22 protein-coding genes and 1 pseudogene are annotated in these 26,641 nt (G+C 66.3%); 13 read left to right on the top strand and 10 right to left on the bottom strand.

What is annotated here, in order from left to right; translation table 11 throughout:
• Window position 1: 1 nt before the first annotated feature.
• The 4 genes from prmC to J7024_RS13205 all read left to right on the top strand — a co-directional run bounded on the left by prmC (window position 2) and on the right by J7024_RS13205 (window position 2,846).
• A complete protein-coding gene (gene prmC / locus J7024_RS13220) occupies window positions 2-844 on the top strand; it encodes a peptide chain release factor N(5)-glutamine methyltransferase (RefSeq protein WP_124828614.1) in 843 nt (280 codons plus the stop codon).
• A gap of 67 nt (window positions 845-911) precedes the next feature.
• Complete coding sequence (grxD, locus tag J7024_RS13215) at window positions 912-1,223, top strand: Grx4 family monothiol glutaredoxin (RefSeq protein ID WP_006753626.1); 312 nt, start codon at window positions 912-914, stop codon at window positions 1,221-1,223.
• Between the two features lie 14 nt (window positions 1,224-1,237).
• Window positions 1,238-1,834: a UbiX family flavin prenyltransferase gene (locus J7024_RS13210; protein WP_124828615.1), complete on the top strand. Its 597-nt coding sequence runs from the start codon at window positions 1,238-1,240 to the stop codon at window positions 1,832-1,834.
• A 220-nt stretch (window positions 1,835-2,054) separates the two neighbouring features.
• Window positions 2,055-2,846, top strand: a complete 792-nt coding sequence (locus tag J7024_RS13205) for a DODA-type extradiol aromatic ring-opening family dioxygenase (RefSeq protein WP_124828616.1) — start codon at window positions 2,055-2,057, stop codon at window positions 2,844-2,846.
• Between the two features lie 121 nt (window positions 2,847-2,967).
• On the opposite strand, the gene J7024_RS13200 is transcribed toward J7024_RS13205, so the two are convergent.
• Window positions 2,968-4,566 carry an APC family permease gene (locus tag J7024_RS13200; protein WP_124828617.1) on the bottom strand — a complete coding sequence of 533 codons (1,599 nt, stop codon included), beginning with the start codon at window positions 4,564-4,566 and terminating at the stop codon, window positions 2,968-2,970.
• Between the two features lie 421 nt (window positions 4,567-4,987).
• Here J7024_RS13200 and J7024_RS13195 point away from each other — a divergent pair, with 421 nt between their 5' ends.
• Window positions 4,988-5,191 (top strand): cold-shock protein, encoded by a 204-nt coding sequence (locus J7024_RS13195; RefSeq protein WP_006477070.1) that lies wholly within the window; start codon window positions 4,988-4,990, stop codon window positions 5,189-5,191.
• Window positions 5,192-5,315: 124 nt separating this feature from the next.
• Here J7024_RS13195 and J7024_RS13190 read toward each other — a convergent pair whose 3' ends face one another.
• From J7024_RS13190 to J7024_RS13180, 3 genes are all read right to left on the bottom strand, one after another.
• On the bottom strand, window positions 5,316-6,566 hold the full coding sequence (locus J7024_RS13190) for an Hsp70 family protein (RefSeq protein ID WP_124828618.1): 1,251 nt from the start codon (window positions 6,564-6,566) through the stop codon (window positions 5,316-5,318).
• A 193-nt stretch (window positions 6,567-6,759) separates the two neighbouring features.
• On the bottom strand, window positions 6,760-7,365 hold the full coding sequence (locus J7024_RS13185; RefSeq protein ID WP_124828619.1) for a nitroreductase family protein: 606 nt from the start codon (window positions 7,363-7,365) through the stop codon (window positions 6,760-6,762).
• Between the two features lie 158 nt (window positions 7,366-7,523).
• Window positions 7,524-8,807, bottom strand: a complete 1,284-nt coding sequence (locus tag J7024_RS13180; RefSeq protein ID WP_124828620.1) for an MFS transporter — start codon at window positions 8,805-8,807, stop codon at window positions 7,524-7,526.
• 219 nt (window positions 8,808-9,026) lie between these two features.
• On the opposite strand from J7024_RS13180, the gene J7024_RS13175 reads away from it, so the two are divergent.
• Both J7024_RS13175 and J7024_RS13170 read left to right on the top strand, forming a co-directional pair.
• Window positions 9,027-9,650: a TetR/AcrR family transcriptional regulator gene (locus tag J7024_RS13175; protein WP_124828709.1), complete on the top strand. Its 624-nt coding sequence runs from the start codon at window positions 9,027-9,029 to the stop codon at window positions 9,648-9,650.
• 78 nt (window positions 9,651-9,728) lie between these two features.
• A complete protein-coding gene (locus tag J7024_RS13170) occupies window positions 9,729-10,301 on the top strand; it encodes a DUF1415 domain-containing protein (RefSeq protein WP_124828621.1) in 573 nt (190 codons plus the stop codon).
• Between the two features lie 55 nt (window positions 10,302-10,356).
• On the opposite strand, the gene J7024_RS13165 is transcribed toward J7024_RS13170, so the two are convergent.
• The 3 genes and pseudogenes from J7024_RS13165 to J7024_RS13155 form a co-directional block, all read right to left on the bottom strand.
• Window positions 10,357-11,211: a class I SAM-dependent methyltransferase gene (locus J7024_RS13165; RefSeq protein WP_124828622.1), complete on the bottom strand. Its 855-nt coding sequence runs from the start codon at window positions 11,209-11,211 to the stop codon at window positions 10,357-10,359.
• Window positions 11,212-11,299: 88 nt separating this feature from the next.
• Entirely contained in the window at window positions 11,300-12,433 is a 1,134-nt protein-coding gene (locus J7024_RS13160) for a methyltransferase (RefSeq protein ID WP_124828623.1), read from the bottom strand.
• A 130-nt stretch (window positions 12,434-12,563) separates the two neighbouring features.
• Window positions 12,564-13,057, bottom strand: a pseudogene (locus J7024_RS13155) (LEA type 2 family protein).
• Window positions 13,058-13,701: 644 nt separating this feature from the next.
• Here J7024_RS13155 and J7024_RS13150 point away from each other — a divergent pair.
• Entirely contained in the window at window positions 13,702-15,885 is a 2,184-nt protein-coding gene (locus J7024_RS13150) for a M1 family metallopeptidase (protein WP_234745114.1), read from the top strand.
• Between the two features lie 112 nt (window positions 15,886-15,997).
• Here J7024_RS13150 and J7024_RS13145 read toward each other — a convergent pair whose 3' ends face one another.
• Complete coding sequence (locus tag J7024_RS13145; protein ID WP_124828626.1) at window positions 15,998-16,918, bottom strand: LysR family transcriptional regulator; 921 nt, start codon at window positions 16,916-16,918, stop codon at window positions 15,998-16,000.
• Between the two features lie 159 nt (window positions 16,919-17,077).
• On the opposite strand from J7024_RS13145, the gene J7024_RS13140 reads away from it, so the two are divergent.
• A complete protein-coding gene (locus tag J7024_RS13140) occupies window positions 17,078-18,055 on the top strand; it encodes a quinone oxidoreductase family protein (protein WP_234745113.1) in 978 nt (325 codons plus the stop codon).
• A gap of 23 nt (window positions 18,056-18,078) precedes the next feature.
• Window positions 18,079-18,231 (top strand): DUF1427 family protein, encoded by a 153-nt coding sequence (locus tag J7024_RS13135; protein ID WP_096504356.1) that lies wholly within the window; start codon window positions 18,079-18,081, stop codon window positions 18,229-18,231.
• A gap of 41 nt (window positions 18,232-18,272) precedes the next feature.
• Here the strand turns inward: J7024_RS13135 and J7024_RS13130 are convergent, their stop codons facing one another.
• Together J7024_RS13130 and J7024_RS13125 are read right to left on the bottom strand one after the other, a co-directional pair.
• Window positions 18,273-19,301, bottom strand: a complete 1,029-nt coding sequence (locus J7024_RS13130; RefSeq protein ID WP_124828710.1) for a transporter — start codon at window positions 19,299-19,301, stop codon at window positions 18,273-18,275.
• A gap of 183 nt (window positions 19,302-19,484) precedes the next feature.
• On the bottom strand, window positions 19,485-20,444 hold the full coding sequence (locus J7024_RS13125; RefSeq protein ID WP_234745112.1) for a phage tail protein: 960 nt from the start codon (window positions 20,442-20,444) through the stop codon (window positions 19,485-19,487).
• Between the two features lie 121 nt (window positions 20,445-20,565).
• Here J7024_RS13125 and J7024_RS13120 point away from each other — a divergent pair, with 121 nt between their 5' ends.
• The 3 genes from J7024_RS13120 (at window position 20,566) to tagF (ending at window position 26,637) form a co-directional block, all read left to right on the top strand.
• The gene (locus J7024_RS13120; protein ID WP_124828629.1) at window positions 20,566-21,411 is read left to right on the top strand and encodes a M15 family metallopeptidase; all 846 of its coding nucleotides are present in this window, start codon (window positions 20,566-20,568) and stop codon (window positions 21,409-21,411) included.
• A 301-nt stretch (window positions 21,412-21,712) separates the two neighbouring features.
• Window positions 21,713-25,651, top strand: coding sequence for a type VI secretion system membrane subunit TssM (gene tssM, locus J7024_RS13115; protein ID WP_124828630.1), 3,939 nt, complete (start codon window positions 21,713-21,715; stop codon window positions 25,649-25,651).
• The gene (tagF, locus tag J7024_RS13110) at window positions 25,648-26,637 is read left to right on the top strand and encodes a type VI secretion system-associated protein TagF (RefSeq protein WP_124828631.1); all 990 of its coding nucleotides are present in this window, start codon (window positions 25,648-25,650) and stop codon (window positions 26,635-26,637) included. The genes tssM and tagF overlap by 4 nt, the downstream gene beginning before the upstream one ends.
• Window positions 26,638-26,641: the final 4 nt, after the last annotated feature.

The raw sequence follows: 26,641 nt of genomic DNA, 5'->3' as shown, positions 1-26,641 counted from the left end.
GATGTCCGACGTTACCGCCGACCAACTGCTGCGGGCTTCGCCGCTCGACGCGGTCGATGCGCGCGTGCTGCTCGCGTACGCGCTCGGCTGGACGCGCACGCAGCTGATCACGCGCGGCGACGCCCCGCTCGAGCCCGCCGCGATCGAACGCTATCGCACGCTCGAAGCACGTCGCATAGCCGGTGAGCCGGTCGCGCAGCTCGTCGGCATGCGCGAATTCTTCGGCCGGCCGTTCGACGTGACGCCCGACGTGCTGATCCCGCGCCCCGAAACCGAACTGCTCGTCGAAGCCGCGCTCGATGCGATCGACGGACGGCCGCATCCGGCCGTGCTCGATCTCGGCACCGGCAGCGGCGCGATCGCCGTGTCGATCGCGGCCGAACGCCCCGACGCGCGCGTGTGGGCGCTCGATCGTTCGCCGGCCGCGCTCGACGTCGCGCAGCGCAATGCGGACAAGCTGCTCGACGCGCACCGCCCCGGCGGCCCGCTGCACTGGCTGCAAAGCGACTGGTACGCAGCGCTCGACCCGGTGCTCGCGTTCGACACGATCGTCAGCAACCCGCCTTACATTGCACAGCACGACCCGCATCTCGCGCAGGGCGACCTGCGTTTCGAGCCGCGCGGCGCACTCACCGATGACGCCGACGGCCTCAGCGCGATCCGCACGATCGTCGCGGGCGCCGGCGCCTACTTGAAACCGGGCGGCACGCTCTGGATCGAGCACGGCTACGACCAGGCCGAAGCCGTACGCGCGCTGCTCGTGTCGCGCGGCTTCGTCGCGGTCGAATCGCTCGCCGACCTGGCCGCGATCGAACGCACGACAGGTGGCCGCCTGCCCGGCTGATGGTCGGCCCGTGCGGTTGAAATCCGCTATCATTTCGTTCTAACGCCCCGCAAACGCAAGGTCAGTCATGGACACCCAACAACGTATCAAGCAAATCGTCGACGAAAACCAGGTCGTGCTCTTCATGAAGGGCAACGCGCAATTCCCGATGTGCGGCTTTTCGGGCCGCGCCGTGCAGGTGCTGAAAGCCTGCGGCGTCGACCAGTTCAAGACGGTCAACGTGCTCGAGGACGACGAAATCCGCCAAGGCATCAAGGAATTCTCGAACTGGCCGACCATCCCGCAGCTGTACGTGAAGGGGGAATTCGTCGGCGGCTCGGACATCATGATGGAGATGTACCAGTCGGGCGAACTGCAGCAACTGTTCGCCGCCGCGTAATACCCATCTTTCCGATGGCATCTCCCAGCGCGCCGCCACGTCGGCTGATCGTCGCGATCACCGGCGCCACCGGCGCGGTCTACGGCGTCCGGCTGCTCGAACTGCTGCGCGCCGCCGGCGGCGTCGAAACGCATCTGCTGGTTTCGAACGCCGGCTGGCTCAACATCCAGCATGAACTGAAGTTGTCGAAGGCCGACGTCGAAAGCCGTGCGGATGTCGTGCATTCCGTGCGCGATGTCGGCGCGACAATTGCGTCCGGTTCGTTCGCAACCGACGGAATGGTGATCGCGCCCTGCTCGATGAAGACGCTCGCGAGCGTCGCGCACGGGCTGTCGGACAACCTGATCACGCGCGCGGCCGACGTCACCCTGAAGGAACGTCGCCGTCTCGTCCTGATGGTGCGCGAAACGCCGTTCAACCTCGCCCATCTGCGCAACATGACGGCCGTGACCGAAATGGGCGGCATCGTGTTTCCGCCGCTGCCGGCGTTCTACGCAATGCCGAAGACGATCGAGGAACTCGTCGACCAGACCGTCACGCGCGTGCTCGACCTGTTCGCACCCAACACGCCGATGACGACGCCGTGGGCCGGCATCCGCCCCGCGCAGTAAGCCGCCGCACGCACCCTATGGGCGCCATCGCGCGCGCATCTTCGTCGATTCAACCGTCTATCGGCTCGAACCCTCAGCCACGAGGCCACTCGGGCTTCCGTGCGCCCGGAATCTCCTCAATTATCAACACATACGATTCAATCAAATTCCTCCGAACGCGTTTATCAATGCTCGATACACGCCTATAGTCACAGGCAACTCGTTCTCGCAGGCTTCCCTGATGAACCGCTTGCCCTCGCTCTACCTGTCTCACGGCGCCCCCACGCTGCCGATCGACCCGACGCTGCCGTCCGGCGCATTCACGCACCTCGGCGCCGAGCTGCCGCGCCCGCGCGCGGTGCTGATGCTGTCCGCGCACTGGGGCACGCAGCAGCCGGTCGCGAGCGTCACTGCGCACCCGGAAACGATCCACGACTTCTACGGCTTTCCGCAAGCGCTGTACGAGATCCGCTATCCGGCCCCTGGCGCACCCGATGTGGCCGAGCGGGCAGCCGCACTGCTGAACACGGCGGGCATCGCGACCGCGACGACCGAGCACGGCCTCGACCACGGCGCATGGGTGCCGATGCTGCTGATGTTCCCGGAAGCCGACGTGCCCGTCGCGCAGTTGTCGATCCAGCCGCGTGCGGACGCGGCCCATCACTTCGCGCTCGGCCGTGCGCTGCGACCGCTGCGCGACGAAGGCGTGATGGTGATCGGCTCCGGCCAGATCACCCACAACCTGCGCGCGGCCGATTTCGGCGCGGCGCCGGAAGATGCGGATCCGCGTGTCGCCGAATTCACCGACTGGTTCGAGGCGAGGCTTGCCGTGCACGATGTCGACGCGCTGCTCGACTATCGCCGGCAGGCGCCGCATGCGGCGCTGATGCACCCGACCGACGAGCACCTGCTGCCGGTGTTCACCGCGCTCGGCGCGGCCGACGACGATTACCGGCTCGGAATCCAGTCGCTCGGCACGTACCAGCGCGTGCTCGCGATGACGAACTACGTGTTCGCCAGCGCGGCCGCCTGAGTCCCGCCGCACCGTCGGCGCGCCCAAGCGCACCCAAACAAAAAGCCCGCCTGAGCAATGCTCAGGCGGGCTTTTTTGGCGCTTCCTGCCGCTGCCGATTCCAGCGGCAGGTCGGGTGTCGTCAGGCACCGACCCCTTCGAGGATCTCGTCGTGCGACTCGCGCTCGTCGAGATACTGGGTCCGGTAGCCCGTGTTCACGCCCCAGAAGTAGAACACCAGCGCGATCGCCGCGACGACCAGCATGTCCCAGCCGTACGGCAGATAGCCGAGGCCGCCGAATTCCTTGCTGCCGATCACCGACAGCACGGCCATCGTCGGCAGGTAGGCGACCAGCCACCATGCGGCCTTCAGGTCGGCACCCCAGCCGGTCCAGCCCGAGCGCGCCTGGAAGAAGAAGTACACCGGCAGCGCAACGACCATCAGCAGGATGATTTCGCCCGTCAGCGGCCACTTGGCCCAGTACAGGATCAGCGACGCGCAGACGAATGCGAACGGCGCGATCAGCGTCATCAGCGGGATCGACAGCGGACGCTCGATGTCGGTTGCCGAACGGCGCAGCGCCATCAGGCTGATCGGGCCGGTCAGGTACGAGATGACCGTTGCGACCGAAATCACCGCCGCGAGCGAGCTCCAGCCGCGGAAGAAGAACAGGAAGATGAACGACACCAGCAGGTTGAACCACATCGCCTGACGCGGCACGCCGTAGAGCGGATGCACGTTGCCGAACATCTTCGGCATCGTGTTGTTGCGCTCCATCGCGTAGATCATCCGGGTGGTCGTCGCCATATAGGTCGTGCCGGTGCCGCTCGGGCTGACGAACGCGTCGACGTAGAGCAGGATCGCGAGCCAGTTCAGGTTCAGCGCGATCGCCAGCTCGGCGAACGGCGACTTGAAGTTGAAGTGCGACCAGCCCTGCGCGACGTCGAGCGGATTCACCGAGCCGATGTACGCCATCTGCAGCAGCACGTAGATCACGAGCGCGATCAGGATCGACGAGATCACCGCGAACGGCACGCTGCGCGACGGATTGCGCGCTTCACCGGCCAGGTTCACCGGACTCTGGAAGCCGTTGAACGCGAACACGATACCGCTCGTCGCGACCGCAGTCAGCACGGCCGACCAGCCGTACGGCGCGAAGGTCGCATTCGATGTGGTGCCGAGGTTCTCCGAATGGAAGCTCGTCAGCATCAGGCCGAGGATCGTGAGGCCGGGGATCAGGAACTTGAAGATCGTGATCGTCGTGTTCGCTCGCGCGAAGGCCTTCACGCCCCAGTAGTTGAGCATGAAGTAGATGACTACGAGCACGGCCGACAGCAGCAGCCCTGGTACCGTCAACTCGCCGTTCACGAACAGCGCATGCGCCCATGGATACGGCCACGTGCTCATGTACTGGATCGACGCCTCGGCCTCGATCGGGATCACGGATACGATCGCAATCCAGTTTGCCCACGCGCTGATGAACCCCACCAGCGAGCCGTGCGAGTAGCGCGCGTAGCGCACCATGCCGCCCGACTCCGGGAACATCGCGCCCAGTTCGGCGTACGTCAATGCAATCGCGAGAATCACGACCGCGCCGATGATCCATGCGCAGATCGCCGCCGGACCGGCAATCTTGGCGGCCTTCCAGGCGCCGAACAGCCAGCCCGAGCCGATAATCGAACCCAGCCCCGTCAGCATCAATGCAAACGGGCCGATGTTCCGTTGAATAGAACTCTTCACATCCTCTCCTGTGTCTCAAAAAGCATGGTCGGCCCGCAGTCCGGGATCGGCTCGGACAGCACCGCGCACGCATTCTTGGGGGGACCCGTCATCCGATCGGGGCAACCGGGTCCGCGCGGCGCGTAGTTTAACGGTTGCACCTGCAAGTTGGCGGCAAAATCGTTCGGCCCCTACAAAAAATCCGCATCGCGTGCAAGCTTTGTAAACCTGAGCTCCGCAATAACCCTGACAGTATGGAAATACGGTTGACCGCCGATCCAATAAGCCGTATAAATGACTTTGCAGGATTTCAAGCGGCGAGTGAATTGGTTCTTTCGTAGTTCGCCCATCAACGGTACTCCGGTTGGTCCTATTACCCCCTTCCTTGATTTTCCGCACCCATGGGCCTCGGCCCCGTTTTATTTTTTTAGGAACAAGTAACATGGCAACCGGTACCGTCAAGTGGTTCAATGACGCAAAGGGCTTCGGCTTCATCACCCCGGAAGGCGGCGGCGACGATCTGTTCGCGCACTTCTCGGAAATCCGCGTCGAAGGCTTCAAGACGCTGCAAGAAAACCAGAAGGTTGAATTCGAAGTGAAGACGGGCCCGAAGGGTCTGCAAGCTGCGAACATCCGTCCGGTCTAAGTTCGGCGCGATATTTCGTGTAAAAAAGCCCCGCTTCGGCGGGGCTTTTTGTTTTCCGGCGCGCCAATCATGGCGCCGCCGATAATCCGAACGGCCGTCGGCCGTGTTGGATTTTTGCACACGTTCAGCCGAACAGCCGTTGCGCGTGAATGCCGAGCCCCGTCGCGACACTCGCGAGACGGTCGCCGAACACCGGCTGCGCGTCCGGGAACGCGCCCGCCAGCGCGCCCGACAGGAACGCGAGGCCGGTCGAGCCACCGGTAAAATACAGCGCGCCGACGTCGCGCGGCGCGACGCCCGCGAGCCGCACCGTCTCGCGCGCGGCCTCGACGATGCGCGCGGTGTCGTCGACGCTCGCATCGACGAGTCGATCCGCATCGAACGCAATCTGCAGATCCTCTTCCACGTCGTTCAGGTCGATCATCGTCTCCCCGCCCGCCGCAACGCCGATCTTCGCCTCTTCCGCGCGCGCCATCAACGCATGCCCGAGCCGCTGCTCGACCACACGCGTGAGCCGGTCGTACTGCCGGACCTCACGGTACAGGTGCTTCATCAGCTTCAGCTCGCCCAGCCGCTTCGGCGTGTAGACCGTGTTGATCAGGTGCCAGGTTGCCAGATCGAAGTAGATCCGGTTCGGCAGTTCGCGCCCTTCGGGATCGAGCGAGCGATAGCCGAACGCGGGCAGGATTGCCGCGAGCTCGACGCGCCGGTCGTAATCGGTGCCCGCGACGTGCACGCCGTGGTGCGCGAGCACGTCGTCCTTGCGCTCGAGGCGCGCCATCCGCTCCGGGCCGACCCGGACCAGCGAGAAGTCCGACGTACCGCCGCCGATGTCGGCCACCAGCACGAGCCGCTCGGCCTGCTGGCGCGACTCGTAGTCGAACGCGGCCGCGATCGGTTCGTACTGAAAATGCACGTCCTTGAAACCGACCGACTGCGCGGCCGCTTCGAGCTGATTCTGCGCGAGGCTGTCGGCGCGCGGATCGTCGTCGACGAAGAACACCGGCCGGCCGAGCACCGCACGGCCGATCGGCGCGCCCGTGCGTGTCTCGGCCTTGCGCTTCAGGTGCGTCAGGAAGCGCGCGATGATCTCCGTGTACGCCATCGCGCTGCCGTCGCCGAGATCGGTCGTGGTCTCCGCGAGCGGCGACCCGAGGATGCTCTTCATCGAACGCATCAGGCGGCCGTCGAAGCCGTCGATATAGGACGCCAGCGCCGCACGGCCATACTCGACCGTCTGCTCGTCGTTGTTGAAGAAGATCGCGGTGGGCAGGGTCAGGTGGTCGCCCTCGACGGGCGCGAGGCGCATGCCATCACCATCGGGCAGCGCCACGGCGGAATTGGACGTGCCGAAATCGATCGCGCAGTAAGTCATGGGAAGGTGCCGCAGCATGGCCGGCGCGAAAACGGAAAGGACGGGCTTTTTATCATGAAGCCCGCCGGATCACAACCGGGGACGACCGCCGGTGCCGCGCGACCGGCTCGCGGACACCGCGATCGCGCACGGGTAACGCGCGGCCGCGGCAGGCGCGGACGGGTGCGAGGTGCGGGTCCGCCCGCTTGCGGAATCAGGCTGCGGCGTCGAAGCCCTTCTTCCATGCACCCGCGTAGACGACTTCGCCGAGCGCATGCCGCGTGCGCGGCGCCTTTTCGCGGTCGCGCAGCACCGGATCGAGCTTGTCGACGTTGCCGTAATGGCCGAGCGAGATGAGCGCCGGAATCGCGACATCGGCCGGAATCTCGAATGCATCGCGGAACGCCTTCGGGTCGAAGCCGCTCATCTGGTGCGCGGCGAGGCCCAGCGCGTACGCCTGCAGCACCAGCGACATCGCAGCCGCGCCCGCGTCGTACAGTGCCGTCGGCGCCGGCTCGCCCTTCGACGTGAGCGTATGCGCGGTCACCGCGATCAACACCGGCGCCGGTGCGTTCCAGCCCTGGTTGAACGGCACCAGCGTCGCGAAGGCGCGCTTGAATGCAGCTTCGTCCTGGGTGCGATCGAACACGATGAAGCGCCACGGCTGCGCGTTGTAGGCGGACGGCGCCCAGCGCGCGGCTTCGAGCACCGCATGCAGATCGGCGGCGCCGACCGGCTCGTCCGAATACGCGCGCGGACTCCAGCGGCCCGCGATCAGGTCGTGGATCGAAACAGTGGTGGGTGCAGGTTTGACGGACATGCGGTTCCTCGCTGACATCGATGAAGGGGCGCGAACGCCCGGCGAACCGCAAGCATAACCGCTTGAGCCGCCACGCGCCCACCGATCCCCCGCAATGCAAATCACCGATCCTGCATTGACCGGCCACGCCCCGCACGCGGCCGGCCGTGCGGCTGCGTTCAGGCGGCCTGCGCCGCCGCGCGGGACGAGCCGCGATTGATTCGCAGCACGATCAGCGCACCGACGATGCACAGCCCGCCCGAGATCATCGACGCGACCGTGTAGGTGCCGAGGCTCGCGCGCAGCAGCCCCGCGCCGAGCGCCGCGAACGCCGCGCCGAGCTGGTGGCCGGCGACGATCCAGCCGAACACGACCGGCGCGGCGGCCTTGCCGAACACGTCGGTGGCGAGCCGCACGGTCGGCGGCACGGTCGCGATCCAGTCGAGCCCGTAGAACATCGCGAACAGCGGCAGCCCGAAAAAATCGATGCCGAACGCATGCGGCAGGTAGATCAGCGACAACCCGCGCAGCCCGTAGTACCAGAACAGCAGCACGCGGTTGTCGTAGCGGTCGGACAGCCAGCCCGACAGCGTCGTCCCGAACAGGTCGAACACGCCCATCGCGGCCAGCAGCGACGCGCCCTGCACTTCGGTCATCCCGTAGTCGCTGCACATCGCGATCAGGTGCGTGCCGACATAGCCGTTGGTGCTCGCGCCGCAGATGAAGAAGCTGAAGAACAGCAGCCAGAAATCGCGCGAGCGGCTTGCCGTCAGCAGCGTGCGGAACGCGACCGCCAGCGGGTTTTCCTTCGTCGCATCGGGCGCGGGAGGCGCGTCGGCCGACTCGCCGTACGGGCGCAACTGCACGTCGGCCGGCCGCTCCGGCAGCAGGAACGCCACCAGCGGAATCACGATCGCGGCCGCCACCGCGACGACCAGCACGACCGGCCGCCAGCCGTGGTGCTGCGCGATCGCCGCGAGCATCGGCAGGAACACGAGCTGGCCGGTGGCCGTACTCGCGGTCAGGATCCCCATCACGAGGCCGCGCCGCGCATGGAACCAGCGCGTGACGAAGGTCGCGGACAGCGTCAGCGCGACGACACCCGTCGAGCAGCCGACCATCAGGCCCCAGATCAGCACCATCTGCCAGCTCTGCGTCATCAGCGACGACAGCGCGACGCCCGCGCTCATCGTCACCAGCGCGGTCAGGATCGTCGGACGCAGCCCGAAACGCTGCATCGCCGCGGCCGCGAACGGGCCCGTCAGGCCATACAGCGCGATGTTCACCGAAATCGCCAGCGAGATCGTCGCGCGGCTCCAGCCGAGCTCGCGCTCGAGCGGCACCATCAGCACGCTCGGCGTCGCGCGCGTGCCGGCCGCCGCCAGCAGGATCAGGAAAACCACCGCCGCCGCGAGCCATCCGTAGTGGAAGCGCCCTCTGCATCGTGTCACTGCCCAGTTCATGCTCTCATTCTCCAGTTGGCGCGCCCGGCGCGCATGTGCCGGCCTCACCCCTCCACCAGGCCACCTCCGCCGCACGCTGCATCGGCTGACCCGGGGCCGACACCTGGCATTTGTCTGTCGATCCGGGCGGCATTGTTACCGATCGGTCACAAGTGTGTTGCGATCGTAGTTACCAGTCGGTAACATGTCAAGCAATTCATCATGCAGTCGAGGGTCATCATGTCGGGCATCGAGGCCGCCAACAAGCCGCCGGCACGCCGCACGCGCCGGCCGATTGCTGCCGCCACCGCGCACGAACACCTGCTGCGCGCCGCCGAGGAGCTGTTTTACAAGGAAGGCGTGCGCGCGGTCGGCGTCGAAGCGGTCGTGGAGCTCGCGGGCGTCAACAAGATGAGCCTGTACCGGCAGTTCTCGTCGAAGGACGAGTTGATCCTCGCGTATCTGGAGCGGATGGATGCGTGCTTCTTCGAGCGTCTCGATTCGAGCGTCGCGAAGCATCCGGGCCAGCCGAAAGCGCAGTTAATCCAGTATTTCATCGATCTCGCCGAGCGCGCGACGCAGAAGGACTATCGCGGCTGCCCGTTCGTCAACATCGCGACCGAATTTCCGGATACGTCGCATCCGGCGCGCGAGCGCGTCGCACAGAACAAGGAACAATTGATGAGGCGGCTCGTCGAGCTCTGCGAAGGCGCCGGCGCGCGGCAGCCGAAGGCGCTGGCCGACGCGCTCGCGCTCGTGATCGAAGGCATCTACGCCGCCAGCCAGACCTACCGGCACGGCGAAACGCCGATCGGCACCGCGCCCGCGCTGGTCACGCAGTTGATCGAAGCCGCGTGCGCGTGACGGGCGGCACACGCCCGAGCCCGGCGTGCCCGCTACAATGCGGCCCTCGCCGCGCTTCTCTGCCCCACTACCTTCGCCATGACCGACACCCGCCCCGACTCGCACGACGACATCCTCGCCGCCACGCGGCACTGGCTCGCGCGTGCGGTGATCGGACTCAATCTGTGTCCATTCGCGAAAAGCGTCTACGTGAAGGAGCAGGTGCGTTATGCGATCAGCGAAGCGACGACACTCGAGGACGCCCTGGCCGACCTCGAAGCCGAATTGCGCGCGCTCGAAGCGACGGATCCGCAGCGGGTCGACACGACGCTCGTGATCTATCCGCGCACGTTCGCGGATTTCGTCGACTACAACGATGCGCTGTTCTTCGCCGACCGGCTGGTGCGGCAACTGCGGCTCGACGGCGTGCTGCAGATCGCGAGCTTCCACCCCGAGTACCGGTTCGAAGGCAGCGAACCCGACGACATCGAGAACTACACGAACCGCGCACCGTACCCGATCCTGCATCTGCTGCGCGAGGACAGCATCGCGCGCGCGGTCGACGCGTTTCCGGATGCGTCCGCGATCTACGAAAAAAACCAGGAAACGCTGCGCCGCCTCGGTCACGACGGCTGGCAGGAATGGATGCGCCGACCGGGCGACGACGTCTGAAGCGTCGCGCGAAGGCCGGCTCGTGCGCGGCGGACGTGCCGCGCGTCGGCTCGAGTCAGTCCAAGGACGGCGCGAAGAAGCGCTCGTTCAGTTCGGCCAGCCCGAACATCCCGAGGATCTCGTTCAGCCGCTCGCCAGGCTTGCGGCGCGGCAGGTTCTTGTACTGCGCGATGATCAGCTCGTTCTTCATCGAATGCTCCCAGCCGACCAGTTCGGTCACGCTGACCTGATAGCCGTGTGCCTCGAGCTGCAGGCAGCGCAGCACGTTGGTGATCTGGCTGCCGAATTCGCGCGTGTGCAGCGGATGCCGCCACACTTCCGTCAGCGCGTTCGCGAGCGACTTGCCCTTGTTCTTGCGCAGCACGCCGGCGACTTCCGCCTGGCAGCACGGCACCAGCACGATGTGCTGCGCGCGCTTCGCGAGCGCGAAGCGGATCGCGTCGTCGGTCGCGGTGTCGCACGCATGCAGCGCGGTGACGACATCGACCGTTTCGGGCAGTTTCGGCGACGTGATCGAATCGGCGACGGACAGGTTCAGGAACGACATGCCGCCGAACCCGAGCCGTGCGGCGAGTTCGGTGGAACGCGTGACGAGCTCTTCGCGCGTCTCGATCCCGTACACGTGCGACGCGAACGCCGGCGTGCCGTGCCCCGGCTGCTGCTTGAAGAACAGGTCGTACAGGATGAAGCCGAGATACGACTTGCCGGCGCCGTGATCGACGAGTGTCACGCTGCCCTTGTCGGCCTGCACGCTCGCGAGCAGCGGCTCGATGAACTGGAACAGGTGATAGACCTGCTTCAGCTTGCGGCGGCTGTCCTGGTTCAGTTTGCCGTCGCGGGTCAGGATGTGCAGTTCCTTCAGCAGCTCGACGGACTGCTCCGGACGGATTTCGTAGGTCTTGTTCGACATCGTGATGCGGCGCCGGCCACGGTCGGTCGACCACGGCCCGGCGGCGGGAATTCGTGAGGAATGGCGACAGTTTACCGAAAATGGGCGATCAGGCCCGCGTGCCGAGCCGCCAGAGCGACGTGACCTCGGCGCGGCGCGCCGCGTGCAGCGGATCGTCCGCGTCGGCCGCCTTCGGGTGCGCGGGTCGAATGTCTTCGCGGCCGAGCACGGCGAGGCCCGCTTCGTCGATCCATTGCAGCAGCGTGTCGCGCGGCCGCAGGCCGAGATGCTCGGCAAAATCGGACAGGATCAGCCAGCCTTCGCCCCCCGGTTCGAGATGGTCGACAAGCCCGGCGAGGAAACCGCGCAGCATCCGGCTGTCGGGATCGTAGACCGCGTATTCGATCGGTGCGCTCGGACGGGCTGGCACCCACGGCGGGTTACAGACGACGAGCGGCGCGCGGCCGGCCGGAAACAGGTCGGCTTCAATCACCTCGACGCGATCGGCATGGCCGAGCCGCGCGACGTTCTCTCTCGCGCACGCGAGCGCGCGCGGATCCTGGTCGGTCGCGACGATGCGCGCGACGCCGCGCGATGCCAGCACGGCCGCGAGCACGCCGGTGCCCGTACCGATGTCGAACGCGAGCGACGTCGCCGGCAGCGGCGTGCGCGCGACCAGTTCGACGTATTCGCCGCGCACCGGCGAGAACACGCCGTAATGCGGATGGATCGGCGCGCCGCCAAGCGCCGGAATCGGCACGCCCTTCTTGCGCCATTCGTGCGCGCCGACGAGACCGAGCAGTTCGCGCAGCGACACGACCGACGGCGCACCGCCCGGCCCGTATGCTTCCTCGCACGCCGCGCGCACGTCGGGCGCGCGGCGCAGCGCAATCGTGTAATCGGCGTCGAGCGGGATCAGCAGCATCCCGAGCGTGCGGGCTCGCTGCGATTGCGCGAGACGGTGCAGATTGAAGGCGTCGACGCCGGCCGCGGCCTTCGCCTTCTTCGGCTTGCGTTCGACGCGGCGCGCCATCGCCTGCACGAGCTGGCGCGCATTCTGGAAGTCGCCCTGCCAGACGAGCGCGGTGCCCTCGCATGCGAGGCGGTACGCCGCATCGGCGGTCATGCGGTCGTCGGCGGACACTGCGCGTTTGGGCGGCTGCACGCCGGCCTCGGAGCGCCAGCGCACGGCATGTTCGGCGCCGTCGGCGTCGGTCCAGTGGAAAACGGGGAAATCGGTCACGCGAGCTCTGCTACGGTTGGCTTCAGATAGGCGGCGGGATGGCGCCGCGCGGACCACACCATACCGCGCTTTGCCCGCGCGGCAAAGCGCGCGTTCCCGCCCCTTTCAGCGGGTTCGGCCGGTGCGCCACCTACCCGCCCCAGGCCGGCATCGCGGGCATGCGCAACGTACCAGCGTCGTTGAAGTGCACGGTGCCGAGCACGCCGCCGGCGAGCCGGCCGCGCAGCGCATATGGCAACTCGCCGTTCGCGGCCGCGCCGGGGAGATTCCACGCCTGCCGCGCGGCGGCGAAGGCCGATACCGAGACGGGCACGTCGATCACGGTTTCGCCAAAGCGCGGCACGCTGCCCGTCCGGTCGCTGACCCCGCTCGCGAACGGCGTACCGTTCAGGTCGAGCGCGACCGCATGCCGTCATATTCGATCGGCGCGTCGTTCGGGTTCTGCACGCGCAGCTTCAGGCTGAATCGCATCTCGAGGCCCTGCCCGACGAGCGGGTCGAGTCCGACGACGGTCACGCTCACGGGCTCGCGCGTGAGCCCCGCACAACCGCCGAGCATGAGGACGGCGGCGAACAACAGCAGCGCGGCGCGCAGCGGCGCGATACGGAACAGGGCTCGTGGCACGGCAGACCTCCTCGACAGAATCGATCGACGAATCATCGATGCATTGTACCGAGCGCGCCGGGCCGCACCATGATTCGTAGTTTTCGGTTATCGGCGAGATCATTAATAGATTAAAACTACGAAAACGACAGCCAAACAGAAAGCCGATTAATGCCTTTCGCCATTCAATCACGCACAAAAAAACCAATAGACACACCTTTTAATTTTTTCGTTTCCTTTACTCAATACCATCAAGTATATTTACGCATCCTTCGAGCAGGCCGACAAACCTTGAAACCGCATGACGGCGATTTTACGAAACGGCGACACGCCGTCCTTCCGTCGCGCGGCCTGGTGCGGCCAGCCCCGTGGGTCGTCGGCTCAAAGGGAATGCGCGCCCGCAGCAGGCGTGCAGCCCTGTGTCGTGCGCGCGAAATCAATTCAGTACAACACGCGCCCGGCCATTTTTAACCGGCAAGTTAACCGATATCCGGAAAACACAGAGGGGGCAGTAAACCATGATTACCTTCACGTAGTCGGTCGACCGTCTTTTTCGAATAATCCGCCACTGGCATTTCGCGTCGCCGTTGATTAACGGCGGGGGATTGCTTTTGCCGGAGTTTTCGCAGCACTGAACGATTCTTTCAACAATCGAGGTTTCAGTCATGTCGATCAACATTCACAAGATGCGTTATCTGCCGCTCGTCGCCGCACTGGCACTTGCCGGTTGCGGCGGAGACGACGGCGGCATGGGCTCGGCTTCGGCGCTCAGCTCCGCCGGCGCACCGCAGCCGGGCTCGACGCCCACCGTCACCACGCCGCCGAGCGCACCTCCGCCGGCCACCGCCAACGTCGACAAGAGCGTGCCGCCTGTCGAACTTCCGGACACCGTCGTCCCGGTCAACTACCGGCTATGGTTCCGCCCGAACGACGCGCTGAACGCCTTCGACGGGCGCGCCGACGTCGAGATCAAGGTGTTGAAGCCGGTCAACAACATCGTGATCGCCGGCCACCGGATCAAGTTCGCGAACGGCCGCGTCACGCTGCAGCCGGGCAACATCCAGCTGATCGCGACGCCGCAGGACAAGGGCGACTACTACCAGTTGCGCCCGGTCAGCGGCACGATCGCGGCGGGCAACTATTCGCTGCACATGGAGTGGTCGGGCATCATCAACTTCAAGTCGTATGACGATCCGGTCACGAAGACCGGTGGCAGCTGCGGCGACGACCCGTATCCGGGCTGCTCGGCCGCGGAAGGCGTCTTCCGCGTCGACCTGAAGGGCACCGACGGCAAGACGAGCGGCGCGATTCTCACGCAGGGCGAAACCAACCTCGCGCGCCAGTGGTTCCCTGGCTGGGACGAACCCGCGTTCCGTCCGACCTATGAAGTGACGGCCGAAGTGCCGCAAAGCTGGCGCGTCGTGTCGAATGCGGCCGAGAAGCCGTCGACCAACGTCGGCGGCGGCTACAAGCTCGTGCAGTTCGAGAAGACGCCGCCGATGCCGTCGTACCTGCTGTTCTTCGGCGGCGGCATGTTCGACACCTACGAGGACAATTTCACGAGCCCGCTGCCGGGCGGCAAGGGCGGCCTGCACCTGCGCGTGTTCACGCCGCCAGGCATGAGCAACTGGGCGAAGCCGGCAATGGACCGCACCAAGCAGGCACTCGACTTCTACTACCGCTACACGGGTATCCCGCTGCCGCTGACGAAGTTCGACACGGTCGCCGCGAACGACGCGTTCAAGGAACAGAAGGACCTGAACTTCGGCGGGATGGAGAACTGGGGCTCGATCCTCGAGTTCGCCGACGACATCCTGCCGCAGCCGGGCCAGCCGATGTCGCAGTACGGCAATGAAGTGCTGACGCACGAAGTCGCGCACCAGTGGTTCGGCGATCTGGTCACGACCGACTGGTGGGACGACGTGTGGCTCAACGAGTCGTTCGCGACGTTCTTCGAAACGAAGACGACGATCCAGTTCTTCCCCGACCAGTTCAGCTGGCTCGACCAGGTGAAGAACAAGTACCGCGTGATCAACCGCGACATCGGCCCGAACGCATTCCCGGTCGCACCGAACTTCAACGACTGGGCGTCAAACGACTTCGTGCTGAGCGCGAGTGCGTTCACGTACGACAAGGGCGGCCACGTGCTGAAGATGCTCGAGAACTATCTCGGCGAGCAGACATTGCGCCACGGCCTGCAGCAGTACCTGGTCGACTACTCGTTCGGCAACGGCACGCCGAAGCGTCTGTGGGATGCGCTGTCGAAGGCGAGCGGCCAGCCGGTCGGCCCGATCGGCGACAGCTACGTGCGCCAGACGGGCGTGCCGCTGATCTCGCTCGACACGCAGTGCGACCTGACGAAGAACCAGACGGTCGTCACGCTGAAACAGCAGCCGTTCCCGAACAAGAACGCGTATCCGGGCCTGCAATGGACGGTGCCGCTCACGCTCGCATACGGCCAGGGTCTCGCGAAACACACGACGCTCGCGCTGAAGGGCACGCAGACGCAGACGCGGATCGAAGGCTGCACGGGCGTGGTCGCGGATCCAAGCGGCCTCGACTACTACGTCGTGAACTACAGCGACGCAGCATGGAGCGGCCTGCTCACGCAGATCAACACCTCGACCGATCCGGTGCTGCTCGCGAACCTGAAGAGCGAGGCCGCGCTGCTCGTCGCGAACAACCTCGCGCCGGCTTCGCGTTCGACGTCGATCGGCTCGGTCGCTTCGCCGGCCGCGATGAAGCTGCGCCAGACGCCGAGCTTCGGCGGTATCGCGCCGGTGGAGAAGGAGCGCCCGACGCTGCGCTACCAGGGCATGTTCAAGCCGCGCAAGACGGTGGCTCAGTAACCTTGTCGTTCGACCGGCCGCGCCGCGCATGCGGTGCCGGCCGGCACTTCCCGCCGTTCGATGGGCCCCGCATGCGGGGCCCGTTTCTCATTGCACGTCGTCGATCACGTCGTCACGTCCACGCGGCATCCCACGCCGGCTGCGCGAACCACGTGGCGAGAAACGCAACCAGCCGCGACGCGCGTGCGCTGCCGCGCGCCTGCTGGCGCAGCACGTGGATCGTCGCCGGCTCGGGCGCTGCCGCATAACGCGGCAGCAATGCACGCAGCCGACCGTCGCGCAGCGCGTCCCCCGCGAGCCAGGTCGGCAGGTGCGCGATGCCGAGCCCGTCGATCGCCGCTTCGAGCAGCGCCTCGGAATGGTTGCTGCGAAACCGCGGCTGCGACGGCACGTGGCGGCGGCCGTCGAAGCGCCATGCGCCCGGCGGCGGCGCCCCGTGCCATGCGAGGCAATCGTGCCCGGCGAGCGAGTCGGGCGATTCGGGTTCGCCGCGCCGCGCGACGTAGTCGGGGCTGGCGCACAGCACGCGGCGTTGCGGTGCGAGCACGGTCGCAACGAAGCGCGTGTCTTCCAATGGACCGATGCGCACCGCGAGATCGACGTCGGAGCCGAGCCGCGTGCCCTGGGGATCGACCATGCTGTCCGTCAGCAACAGGTCGACCTGCAGCGCCGGATGACGCTGCATGAACGCAGCCAGCGCGGCCATCAGGTGCCTTCGGCCGAACGGTGCCGGACAGTCGACGCGCAGCAGCCCGCTCGGCTCGTCGTGCTGGCTGTGCAGGTCCTCCTGCAGCCCGCGCAGTTCGGCGAGCATCCGCGTCGCGCGCCCATACAGCAGCAGACCGGCCTCGGTCGGCCGAAGCGCGTGCGTGGTGCGATGCAGAAGGCGGATACCGAGCTGCGCCTCGAGCCGGTCGATGCGCCGCGTGACCGACGATGCAGCGACGCCCTGCCGGCGCGCGGCTGCCGAAAAGCTCTGCTGGTCGACCACGTCGACGAACAGGGCCAGATGCGGAGAAAGAAAGTCGTCCATACCGGCTCTCGAGGTCGCTATGCAATAAATGCAAAACAATCATCCGCCTTTGCGCATTTCCATGTCAAATCCGGCCGACTAGACTCCAGTCATCCTCTTCCACCGCTGCATGCGCCGACCCGCCGGGCAGCGCGCCAGCCGCTCTTCACGGAGATCATCATGCGTAGCATCCGCTTCGACGCCCCCGCTCCCGACATCGAGTCGCTCGACGCACGCGTCAGGGAAATCGACCCGCTCGTGCCGGGCGACGGTCAGATGCTGATCGAGGTTCGCGCGGCCGGCGTCAATCCGAGCGACGTGAAGGCCGCGCTCGGGCGCATGCCGCATGCGGTGTCGCCGCGCACGCCCGGCCGCGACTGGGCCGGCATCGTGAGCGTCGGCCCCGACGGCTGGATCGGTGCGCCGGTGTGGGGCTCGGGCGGCGACCTAGGCGTCGGGCGCGACGGCTCGCATGCGCAATGGCTGGTGCTCGATGCTGCGCAAGTACGCCGCAAGCCGGCCGTGCTGACGCTCGACGAAGCGGCCGGCATCGGCGTGCCGTTCGTCACCGCGTACGAAGGGCTGCGGCGCGCCGGCATGCCCGAGGCCGGCGACGTCGTGCTCGTGTTCGGCGCAAACGGCAAGGTCGGCCAGGCCGCGATCCAGCTTGCGACCGCGCGCGGCGCAACGGTGATCGGCGTCGAGCGCGGCCCCGGAGAATATCGCGGCCACGCTTCGGGCGACGTGCGCGTAATCGACGCTTCGCGCGCAGCGGTGGCCGACGCGGTGCGCGCCGCGACCGGCGGGCACGGCGCGGACATCGTCTACAACACGGTGGGCAGCCCGTATTTCGAGGCGGCGAACGCATCGATGGCGATCGGTGGGCGCCAGATCTTCATCTCGACGATCGACCGCAGCGTGCCGTTCGACATCTTCTCGTTCTATCGCGGCCAGCACACGTACGTCGGCGTGGATTCGCTGCAGCTCGGCGGCACCGCGGTCGCGAACATCCTCGATACGCTCGCGCCCGGCTTCGGCAACGGCACGCTGCGCGCGTTCCCGATCGAGGATGCGTACACGTACCCGCTCGAGCGCGCGCACGATGCGTATCGCACCGTGCTGGCCGGCGCACGCGAGCGCGTGATCCTCAAACCGTGACGCCGCCCGGCACGGAGACCGCCATGATGAATTACCTGCTTTCGCTTGCGGTGGGCCTCGGCGTGGGCGTGCTGTACGCACTGCTGCACGTGCGCTCGCCGGCCCCGCCGCTCGTCGCGCTCGTCGGCCTGCTCGGGATGGTGATCGGCGAGCACGCGATCACGCTGCTGCGCTGACGCATTGCCCGCGTGCTGCGGCCTGCGTGATGCCGCCGCCGCTAGCGATCGTCGCGCCGGCGAAACGCCCACCATGCGGCGAGCCCGGTAAAGCCCGCCACCAGCAGCACCATCAGCCAGAACCCGTGCTTGTTCTCCGAGAACGGCACGCCGCCGACGTTCATCCCGAAGAAGCCCGCGACGATGTTGATCGGCAGCGCGATCACGGTCACGAGCGTCAGCGTGAAGAGCGTCCGGTTGTTCTGCTCGTCGAGCCGCGAGCCGATCTCTTCCTGCAGCAGCTTGATCCGCTCGTTGAGCCCCGACAGATCGGCGAGCACGAGCGAGAACTCCTCGGTCGACTCGCGCAACTCCTGCACGTCTTCAGCGTGCAGCCACGCGGGCGGCTTCGCGAGCAGCCGGAAGATCGATCCGGGCTCGGGCGCCAGCATGCGTTGCAGGCGCGTCAGCGTGCGGCGCATCGCCCCCAGCTCGACGCGATTCGACGTGAGCCGCTGCGACAGGAAGCGATCCTCGATGCGATCGACGTCGACGCTCGTGCGTCGCATGATCTGGATCAGAAGGTCGGCCTGGTCGTGCAGCAGGTGCACGAGCAGTTCTGCCGGCGACCGGAACTGCTCGCCGTCGCGCACGCATGCGCGCAGCGTGTCGACCGAGCGCAGCGGCTTGAGCCGCGCGGTGACCATGATGCGCCGCTCGACATGGACGAACAGCGTCGCGATTTCCGACGGCGTCAGTTCGAGATTGAACATCACGTCATTGACGATCGCGCGCAGCGCGCCGTCCTCCTGCTCGATGCGCGTCGAACGCGATCCTTCGTGCAGGAATTCGAAGAAGCTGTCGGGCAGCCCGAGGTGCGTGCGCATCCAGCGCTCGCTCGCGCCGTGCGCGAGATTGAAGTGCAGCCAGACGAAATCGTCCGATGGCACCGCCTCATGCTCGCGGCACGCATGCAGCCACGCGGCGGCCGCGTCGGCATCGAGCATTGCGCCCGACCCGCCCGGGACGAAGCGGAATCCGCACACCATGCCGGACGTATCGGCGCCGTAAGTCTGTACGATCAGATCCATCGTGTCGAAGGTCATGCGGCGCGCGCCGCGCCGCGCCGGGAAAAGAAAGGAAACGTATGCACGACGCGCGTGACACTCGCGTGACACCGTCACACACGACGGTGCGCACGCGGCCTGCGGCCCCAAAAGCAACGCGCCGCTCGATGGCGGCGCGTGTGCGATGAACGGGTGGCGTGACGCCGCTTACTGCCGCGTCTCGGACTGCGCGGCGGTCGGGCATGCCGGATCCTTGCCCCAGTGGCCCTCGCAAACGCGCCAACGGCACAGCTGATCCTCGAAGAAACCACGCTCCGAGCAGTCCTTCACGCGCGATGCGAGCGAGCCGCCCGTCGCGGCCGCCGTCTTCGTCGGCCCGGCCTGCGCCTTCTGCGCGGCGGCCTTCTTGTCGGCCGGCTTCGTGCGTGCGACGAGCGCCGCCAGCAAATCGGCATCCGGATCGTCCTTCCCGGACGATCGCGCGCCGCCGGTACGGGCCGCCGTTTCGCGACGCTTCTTCGCCTGTGCGAGCTCTACCTGTTCCTTGTGATGCTTGCGGGCCTCCGCCTTCGCGTCGGCCCTGGCCTCTGCCTTGCTGCGTGCCGCGACCTTGTCGTTCTTCGCTGCATCGGCTTTCGCGGTTTTCGTCGTAGCAACCGCGGCTGCCGTCGCCGCGGCGGCTGCGCCTGCGGTGGCGGCGCCCGGGGTATCGTCCGCCCCGTCCGCGAGCGCACGCGACAGACGGCTGTTGTCCGTGGCGGAAACGGACGATGCGGACGCAACGGTCGAGGATGCGGCATCCTCGTTGACGATCGTCGCCGGTTGAACGGCGGACGCCGCCGACGCGGCATTCTGCGCGACCTGCGCGGCGCCGCTGGCCGGTTCGGCCTTCGCGGTTGCCTGCGCGGGCGCAGCGGCCACGACGGCCGTCTCACCGGATTGCTGCTGCCAACGCCATGCGCCCCAGCCGCCCACGGCGACCACGAGCGCGACCACAGCCGCGACGGGCCCCTTCAGCGAACGGCGCGACGATTCGGCCGGCGGCGTGACACGTCCTTCCAGATTCGCGAGAATGCGCGATTGCTGCGGTCCCCCCTCGCCTGCCGGCTTGCTGTCGGACAGCAGGCTAGGCGGGGTTTTCGAATTTGAATTTTCCGGCGCACTCATTCAGCGTCTCATTGAATCCTGGTTTAATTCACCGCGATAATATAGCCCGGCCTCTCAAAGCAGCCTGATTCTAAGAGCAAGCATTGCAAAACACAATCAATTCCAATTTCCGGGGATTTCGTTGATTGCCGTCGCACTCGTCGCCTATTTCGCCCTTGCCGTCGCGGTCGCGGCACTGTTGCTTTTACCGGGTATCCGCGCGACTGTTTTCGAATCCGTCGCCCAGTTTCATGGCCGTCTAACGCGCCGTGCGAACGATCGCGCCGCGCGTACACGAAGTCAAATTGTTAAATCGGCAAGCATTACCCGCGGCGCATTAAGTGATGTGCAAAATTTACTGATTCGGCGGCGCTTGATGATTATGGTATCGGCAGGTATTCTTGCGACGCCGCCATTGGTGGCCATTGCGTTACGCGGTCGGCAATTGTTTCAGTACGACGACACGGCGCGCGTGCCCGACGAGAAGATCGCCGCGCTGCTGCAGGGCGAGCAACTCGTCCCGCCTCCGCCGCTGCCGCCGGAAGTCTTTGCCACGAAGGAAGTCGAACAGGTGCGGCCGGCGCTGAAGGACGCGAGCCGCGACTGGAACCTGCTGGATCCCGACTTCCGCACGCGTTTGCTGCTGGTCTACAAGATCATGCACGAACAATATGGTTATGAAATGGCGCTGCTTGAAGGTTATCGGAGTCCGGAACGCCAGAACCGGCTCGCGCAGATGGGCACCAACGTGACCAACGCGGCGGCCTTCCAGAGTTATCACCAATTCGGGCTGGCGGCCGACAACGCATTCCTGCGCGACGGCAAGCTGGTCATTTCCGAGAAAGATCCCTGGGCGATGCGCGGCTACCAGTTGTACGGACAAGTTGCCGAGCAGGTCGGCCTGACCTGGGGGGGCCGCTGGAAGATGATGGATCTCGGGCACGTGGAATACCATAAACCCGGTTTTAAACTGGGACGCGGCAGCTAGTCAGGGCTACCGTACAAGAAATAATGAGGGCGGCATGGGGCTTTTTAATCACCCGGCAGGAAACTATTTGGGCGGCGCAATCGATCGGGCATTCCGTTGCACGATTTTTTCAGGCCGCCGCTTCCGTTTTAATTCTCACAGCGTCCTTTCATTAATGCGCGCGCCTTCTCCGATGCCGCGAGCGCATTGATGCCAGCCCCCTTCATCCTGCCTGACAGCATGGCGACACATCGCGGCGCCACCCTTGCCGCTCGACGCGCCTGCGTCGCCTCACCGAATCGCACCGGAACCTGAACGTCCTATGCAACGCATCCTCAACGTGCTGACTCATCCGCGTACGCTCTCGATCGTCGGGATCGTCGCGCTAGCGGCGATTCTCTTCATCGCCGCCGACATGCTGCAGCTGCCTCTCCTGTGGGCGGCGATAGCCTTCGCGGCGATCCTCGTGCTGTGGCTCGGCGTCGCGTTGTGGCGCCGCTGGCGTGTGAAGCGCGCGAACCAGCAGCTCGGCCAGGTGCTGGAAGAGCAGGCGGAAACCGGCAAGATCGCCGCACCGGCCGCCGCCGCGATCGCAGCCGATGCGAAGACGGCAGACCTCGACGTGCTGCGCACGCGCCTGTCCGACGCGGTGAAGACGATCAAGACGTCGAAGATCGGCCAGGTATCGGGCGGCTCCGCGCTGTACGAACTGCCGTGGTACATCGTGATCGGCAATCCGGCCGCAGGCAAGAGCAGCGCCGTGCTGAACTCGGGCCTGCAGTTCCCGTTCGCGGACAAGAACAGCGCCGTGATCCACGGTATCGGCGGCACGCGTAACTGCGACTGGTTCTTCACGACCGAAGGGATCCTGCTCGACACGGCCGGTCGCTATTCGGTACACGAGGAAGACCGTAGCGAATGGCTCGGCTTTCTCGGCCTGCTGAAACGCTACCGTCCGAAGGCGCCGATCAACGGCATCATCGTCACCGCCAGCATCGCGGAACTCACCGGCAACCGCCCCGAATTTGCGATCAACCTCGCGAAAAACCTCCGCCAGCGCGTCCAGGAACTGACGGAAAAGCTCGAAGTGTTCGCACCGGTCTACGTGATGTTCACGAAGGCCGACCTGATCACTGGTTTCACCGAATTCTTCAGCAGCAGCGACAAGCACGAGTACGACCGCGTGTGGGGCGCTACCCTGCCCTACGAGCCGGACGAGAAACGCGACGTCGTCACGCTGTTCGACGAGCGCTTCGAGGAACTGTACGAAGGGCTCAAGGAGATCAGCGTCGCGCAGCTGTCGCTGTCGCGCGGCAACCAGTTGTCGCCGGGCCAGCTGAGCTTCCCGCTCGAATTCTCGACGATCAAGCCGTCGCTGCGTGCGTTCCTCGCGACGCTGTTCGAAAACAACCCGTTCCAGTACAAGCCGATCTTCCGCGGCTTCTATTTCACGAGCGCACTGCAGGAAGGCGAAACCAACAGCGCCGCCGCGCAGCGCATCGCGAGCCGCTTCGGCCTCGATGCGAACGCGCTGCCGAAGCCGCACAGCGCATTCTCGAAGAACGGCTTCTTCCTGCGCGACCTGTTCTCGAAGGTGATCTTCGCGGACCGCCAGACCGTGCGCCAGTTCGCGAGCCCGACCAAGACGCGGCTACGCTACGCGACCTTCTTCGGCTTCGTCGCCGCACTCGCGCTCGCGCTCGGCGGCTGGACCTGGTCGACGATCGGCAACCAGCAGCTCGTCACGAACGTGCAGGCCGACCTCGACAACGTCACGCGCCTGCAGCAGGGCCGCAACGACCTGCAGTCGCGCCTGCAGGCGATGGACATCCTCGAAGACCGGATCGAACAGCTCGAGCAGTTCCGCCGCGACAAGCCACTGTCGGTGTCGCTCGGCCTGTACCAGGGCGACCGTCTCGAACAGCATCTGCTGACCGAGTACTACAACGGTGTGCGCCAGATCCTGCTGGCGCCGGTCTCGCAGAATCTCGCGTCGTTCATGAAGGACGTGAACGCACACCCCGAACAGCTCGTGCCGATGACGCGCCCGCCCGAATCGGGTGCCGTGCAGGGCGGCGCGCTGCCTGTTTCGACGAACCCGCCAGGGGCTGCGCCGCTGGCCGGCGCCGCCCCTGGCGCGTCCGCGACGGACACCGCACAGCAACAGCCCGCGGCACCGCAGGGCGGGCTGTACAGCGATGCATCGCCGACCAACGTGCAGGATGCGTACAACGCGCTGAAGACGTACCTGATGCTGTCCGACAAGCGTCACGTCGAACAGGCGCACCTGACCGACCAGCTCGCGCGCTTCTGGCGCGGCTGGCTCGAGACGAATCGCGGCAACATGCCGCGCGACGAGATGATCAAGAGCGCCGAGCGCATGATCTCGTTCTATCTGTCGCGCGTGAACGACGACGACTGGCCGATGATCGACGCGAACCTCGCGCTCGTCGACCAGACCCGCGAGAACCTGCGCCGCGTCGTGCGCGGGATGCCGGCCCGCCAGCGCGTCTACGAGGAAATCAAGGCACGCGCATCGACCCGCTTCGCCCCGATGACCGTCGCGCGCATCGTCGGTGACGGCAACCAGGGTTTGATCGCCGGCAGCTACGCGATTCCGGGCACGTTCACGCGCGAAGCGTGGTTCGACTATGTGCAGCCGGCGATCCGCGACGCGGCGACCAAGGAACTGCAGGCGAAGGACTGGGTGCTGAACACGTCGACGCAGGACGACCTGACGCTGGAAGGCAGTCCCGAGCAGATCCAGAAAACGCTCGTCGGCATGTACAAGACCGAGTACGCACAGCACTGGCAGAAGTTCATGCAGGGCATCGCGGTACAGGGCTTCAGCAGCTTCGGTCAGGCCGTCGACGGGATGAACCGCCTCGGCGACCCGCAGGATTCGCCGATCCGAAAGATCCTCGAGACCGCGTACGACCAGACGTCGTGGGACAACCCGTCGCTCGCCAACGTGACGATCAAGAAGGCGCAAACGGGTGTCGTGAACTGGGTCAAGCAGCTGTTCTCGCGCTCGCAGGCCGGCCAGGTCGCGGCCGCGAACATCGACATCAACGGCAATCCGGCCGAGGTGCCGATGGGTCCGATCGGCCAGGAGTTCATCGGGCTCGCGCGGATCGTCGCGACGCATGACGGCACGTCGATGCTCAAGGGCTACATGGATTCGCTGTCGAAGGTCCGCACGCGCTTCAATCTGATCAAGAACCAGGGCGACCCCGGCCCCGGCGCGCGCCAGTTGATGCAGCAAACGCTCGACGGCAACGGGTCGGAACTCGCCGATTCCCTGAAATTCGTCGACGAGCAGATGCTGACGGGCCTCACCGATTCGCAACGCAAGTCGCTACGCCCGCTGCTGGTGCGGCCGCTGATGCAGGCGTTCTCGGTAGTGATCCAGCCGGCCAGCGCCGAAGTCAACAAGGTGTGGAATGCGCAGGTCTACCAGCCGTTCCAGAGCTCGCTCGCAACGAAGTACCCGTTCGCGCCGAGCGCGAAGGTCGAGGCAGGCGCCGGTGAAATCGCGCAGGTGTTCGGTCCGGACGGTGCGATCGCGAAATTCGTCGGCACCACGCTGGGCCCGCTCGCGGTGCGCCGCGGCGACACGCTCGCCGCCCGCACGTGGGGCGACATGGGCATCGGCCTCACGCCGGACTTCACGAACGGCTTCGCGCGCTGGGTCGCCCCGCTCTCCGGCGGCGCCGCAGGTGGCGCGGCCGCGACCTCCGAGCCGCAGACCGTGTTCCAGATCCTGCCGCAGCCGAGCACCGGCACGACGGAATACACGATCGCGATCGACGGCCAGCAACTGCGCTACCGCAACACGCCGCCGCAGTGGACCAACTTCGTGTGGCCGAACCCGCAGGGCTCGCCGGGCGCGACGCTGTCCGCGACGACCTTCGACGGCCGCACGGTGCAGCTCGTCAACGAGCCGGGCCGCTACGGTCTCGAGAAGCTGATCAACTCGGCGCAGCGCAAGCGGCGTCCGGACGGCACCTTCGACCTCACGTGGGTCCAGGGCAGCGTGAACGTGTCGGTGACGATGCGCATCATCAGCACGTCGCAACCGACGAGCGGCGGAGGCGACCAGCCGCAGCAGCAGAGCCTGCGCGGCCTGCAACTGCCATCGTCGGTCGCCGATGCGAGCGCGGGCGCCGCACAGAACGCGACGCAGGCCGGCACGGGCACGCCGGCCGCAGCACCGGCCGTCACGGCCGCCACCGCAAACAATGCACAGGGGGCGCAATGACGCAAACCGTTCAGGCGCAAATCGCCTACTTCGGCAAGATTCCGTCGCGCGGCGACTTCGTGAAGAGCGCGCACAATCCGCAACTGCTGCAGACGCTCGACCGCTGGATCGCGCAAGCGCTCGAACTGCTCGCGGAAGATCCGCGCTGGAAGATCGTCTACGAGGATGCGAAGCCGATGCATTTCGCGTTCCTCGGCTCGCGCAGCAAGCTCGCGATCGCGGGCCACATGGTCGCGAGCCACGACGTGTCGATGCGCCGCTTCCCGTTCCTCGGCGCGACCGCGCTCGAGGTCGACCGCCCGCTCGCGTTCCTCGCGCGCAGCCCGCTCGCGTTCGCGCGGCTGTGGTCGCGCGTCGCCGCGCAGATCCCGCCGCTGCTCGCGAAGGACGAGCCGCCCGGCGCACTGCAGGCGCTCGGCGACACGCAGGTGCCGATCGACGTCGGCGGCCCCGGCACGTCGCATGACGGCACCTTCAACGACTTCGTCGAACACCAGTCGCTGTACGGCCTGCAACAGATGCTGCTCGAGAGCGGTCATCCCGTGCGGCTGCGCGGCGCGATGCTCGCGCTCGGCTCGCTGCTGCGGCCCGTGATGCAGAGCGGCTCGTCGCACATCGAACGCGGCCTCACGCTGCCGCTACCCGTCGACCCGTTCTATCGCAGCCTCGTCGCCGCGTTCTGGCTCGAGCTGATCGCACCGTTCGTCGCGCAGGCCGACTTCGAACTCGCCATCTTCATCGGCACGATCGCCGAGCGCGAACGGCTGATCATCGGCTTCAACGGCGCGTCGTCGAAGACACTGCTGAGCGTCGTCGATCCGCAGACCTACGCCGCCCACAACATCGACATCGACGATCCCGAGTGGATCGACGCCCATGCGCAAAACGATCACCAGATCAGCAAGCTCGTCAGCTACCTCGACCAACCGCAACTCTCGCTGCGCGTCGCCATCGACGCGTTTCGCGAAGCGTTCATCGGAGGCTGACGGG

This window comes from Burkholderia sp. WTPI3, assembly GCF_021483755.1.
In the GTDB taxonomy this organism is placed as follows: domain Bacteria; phylum Pseudomonadota; class Gammaproteobacteria; order Burkholderiales; family Burkholderiaceae; genus Burkholderia.
This window is presented reverse-complemented; position numbering and strand designations above follow the sequence as displayed.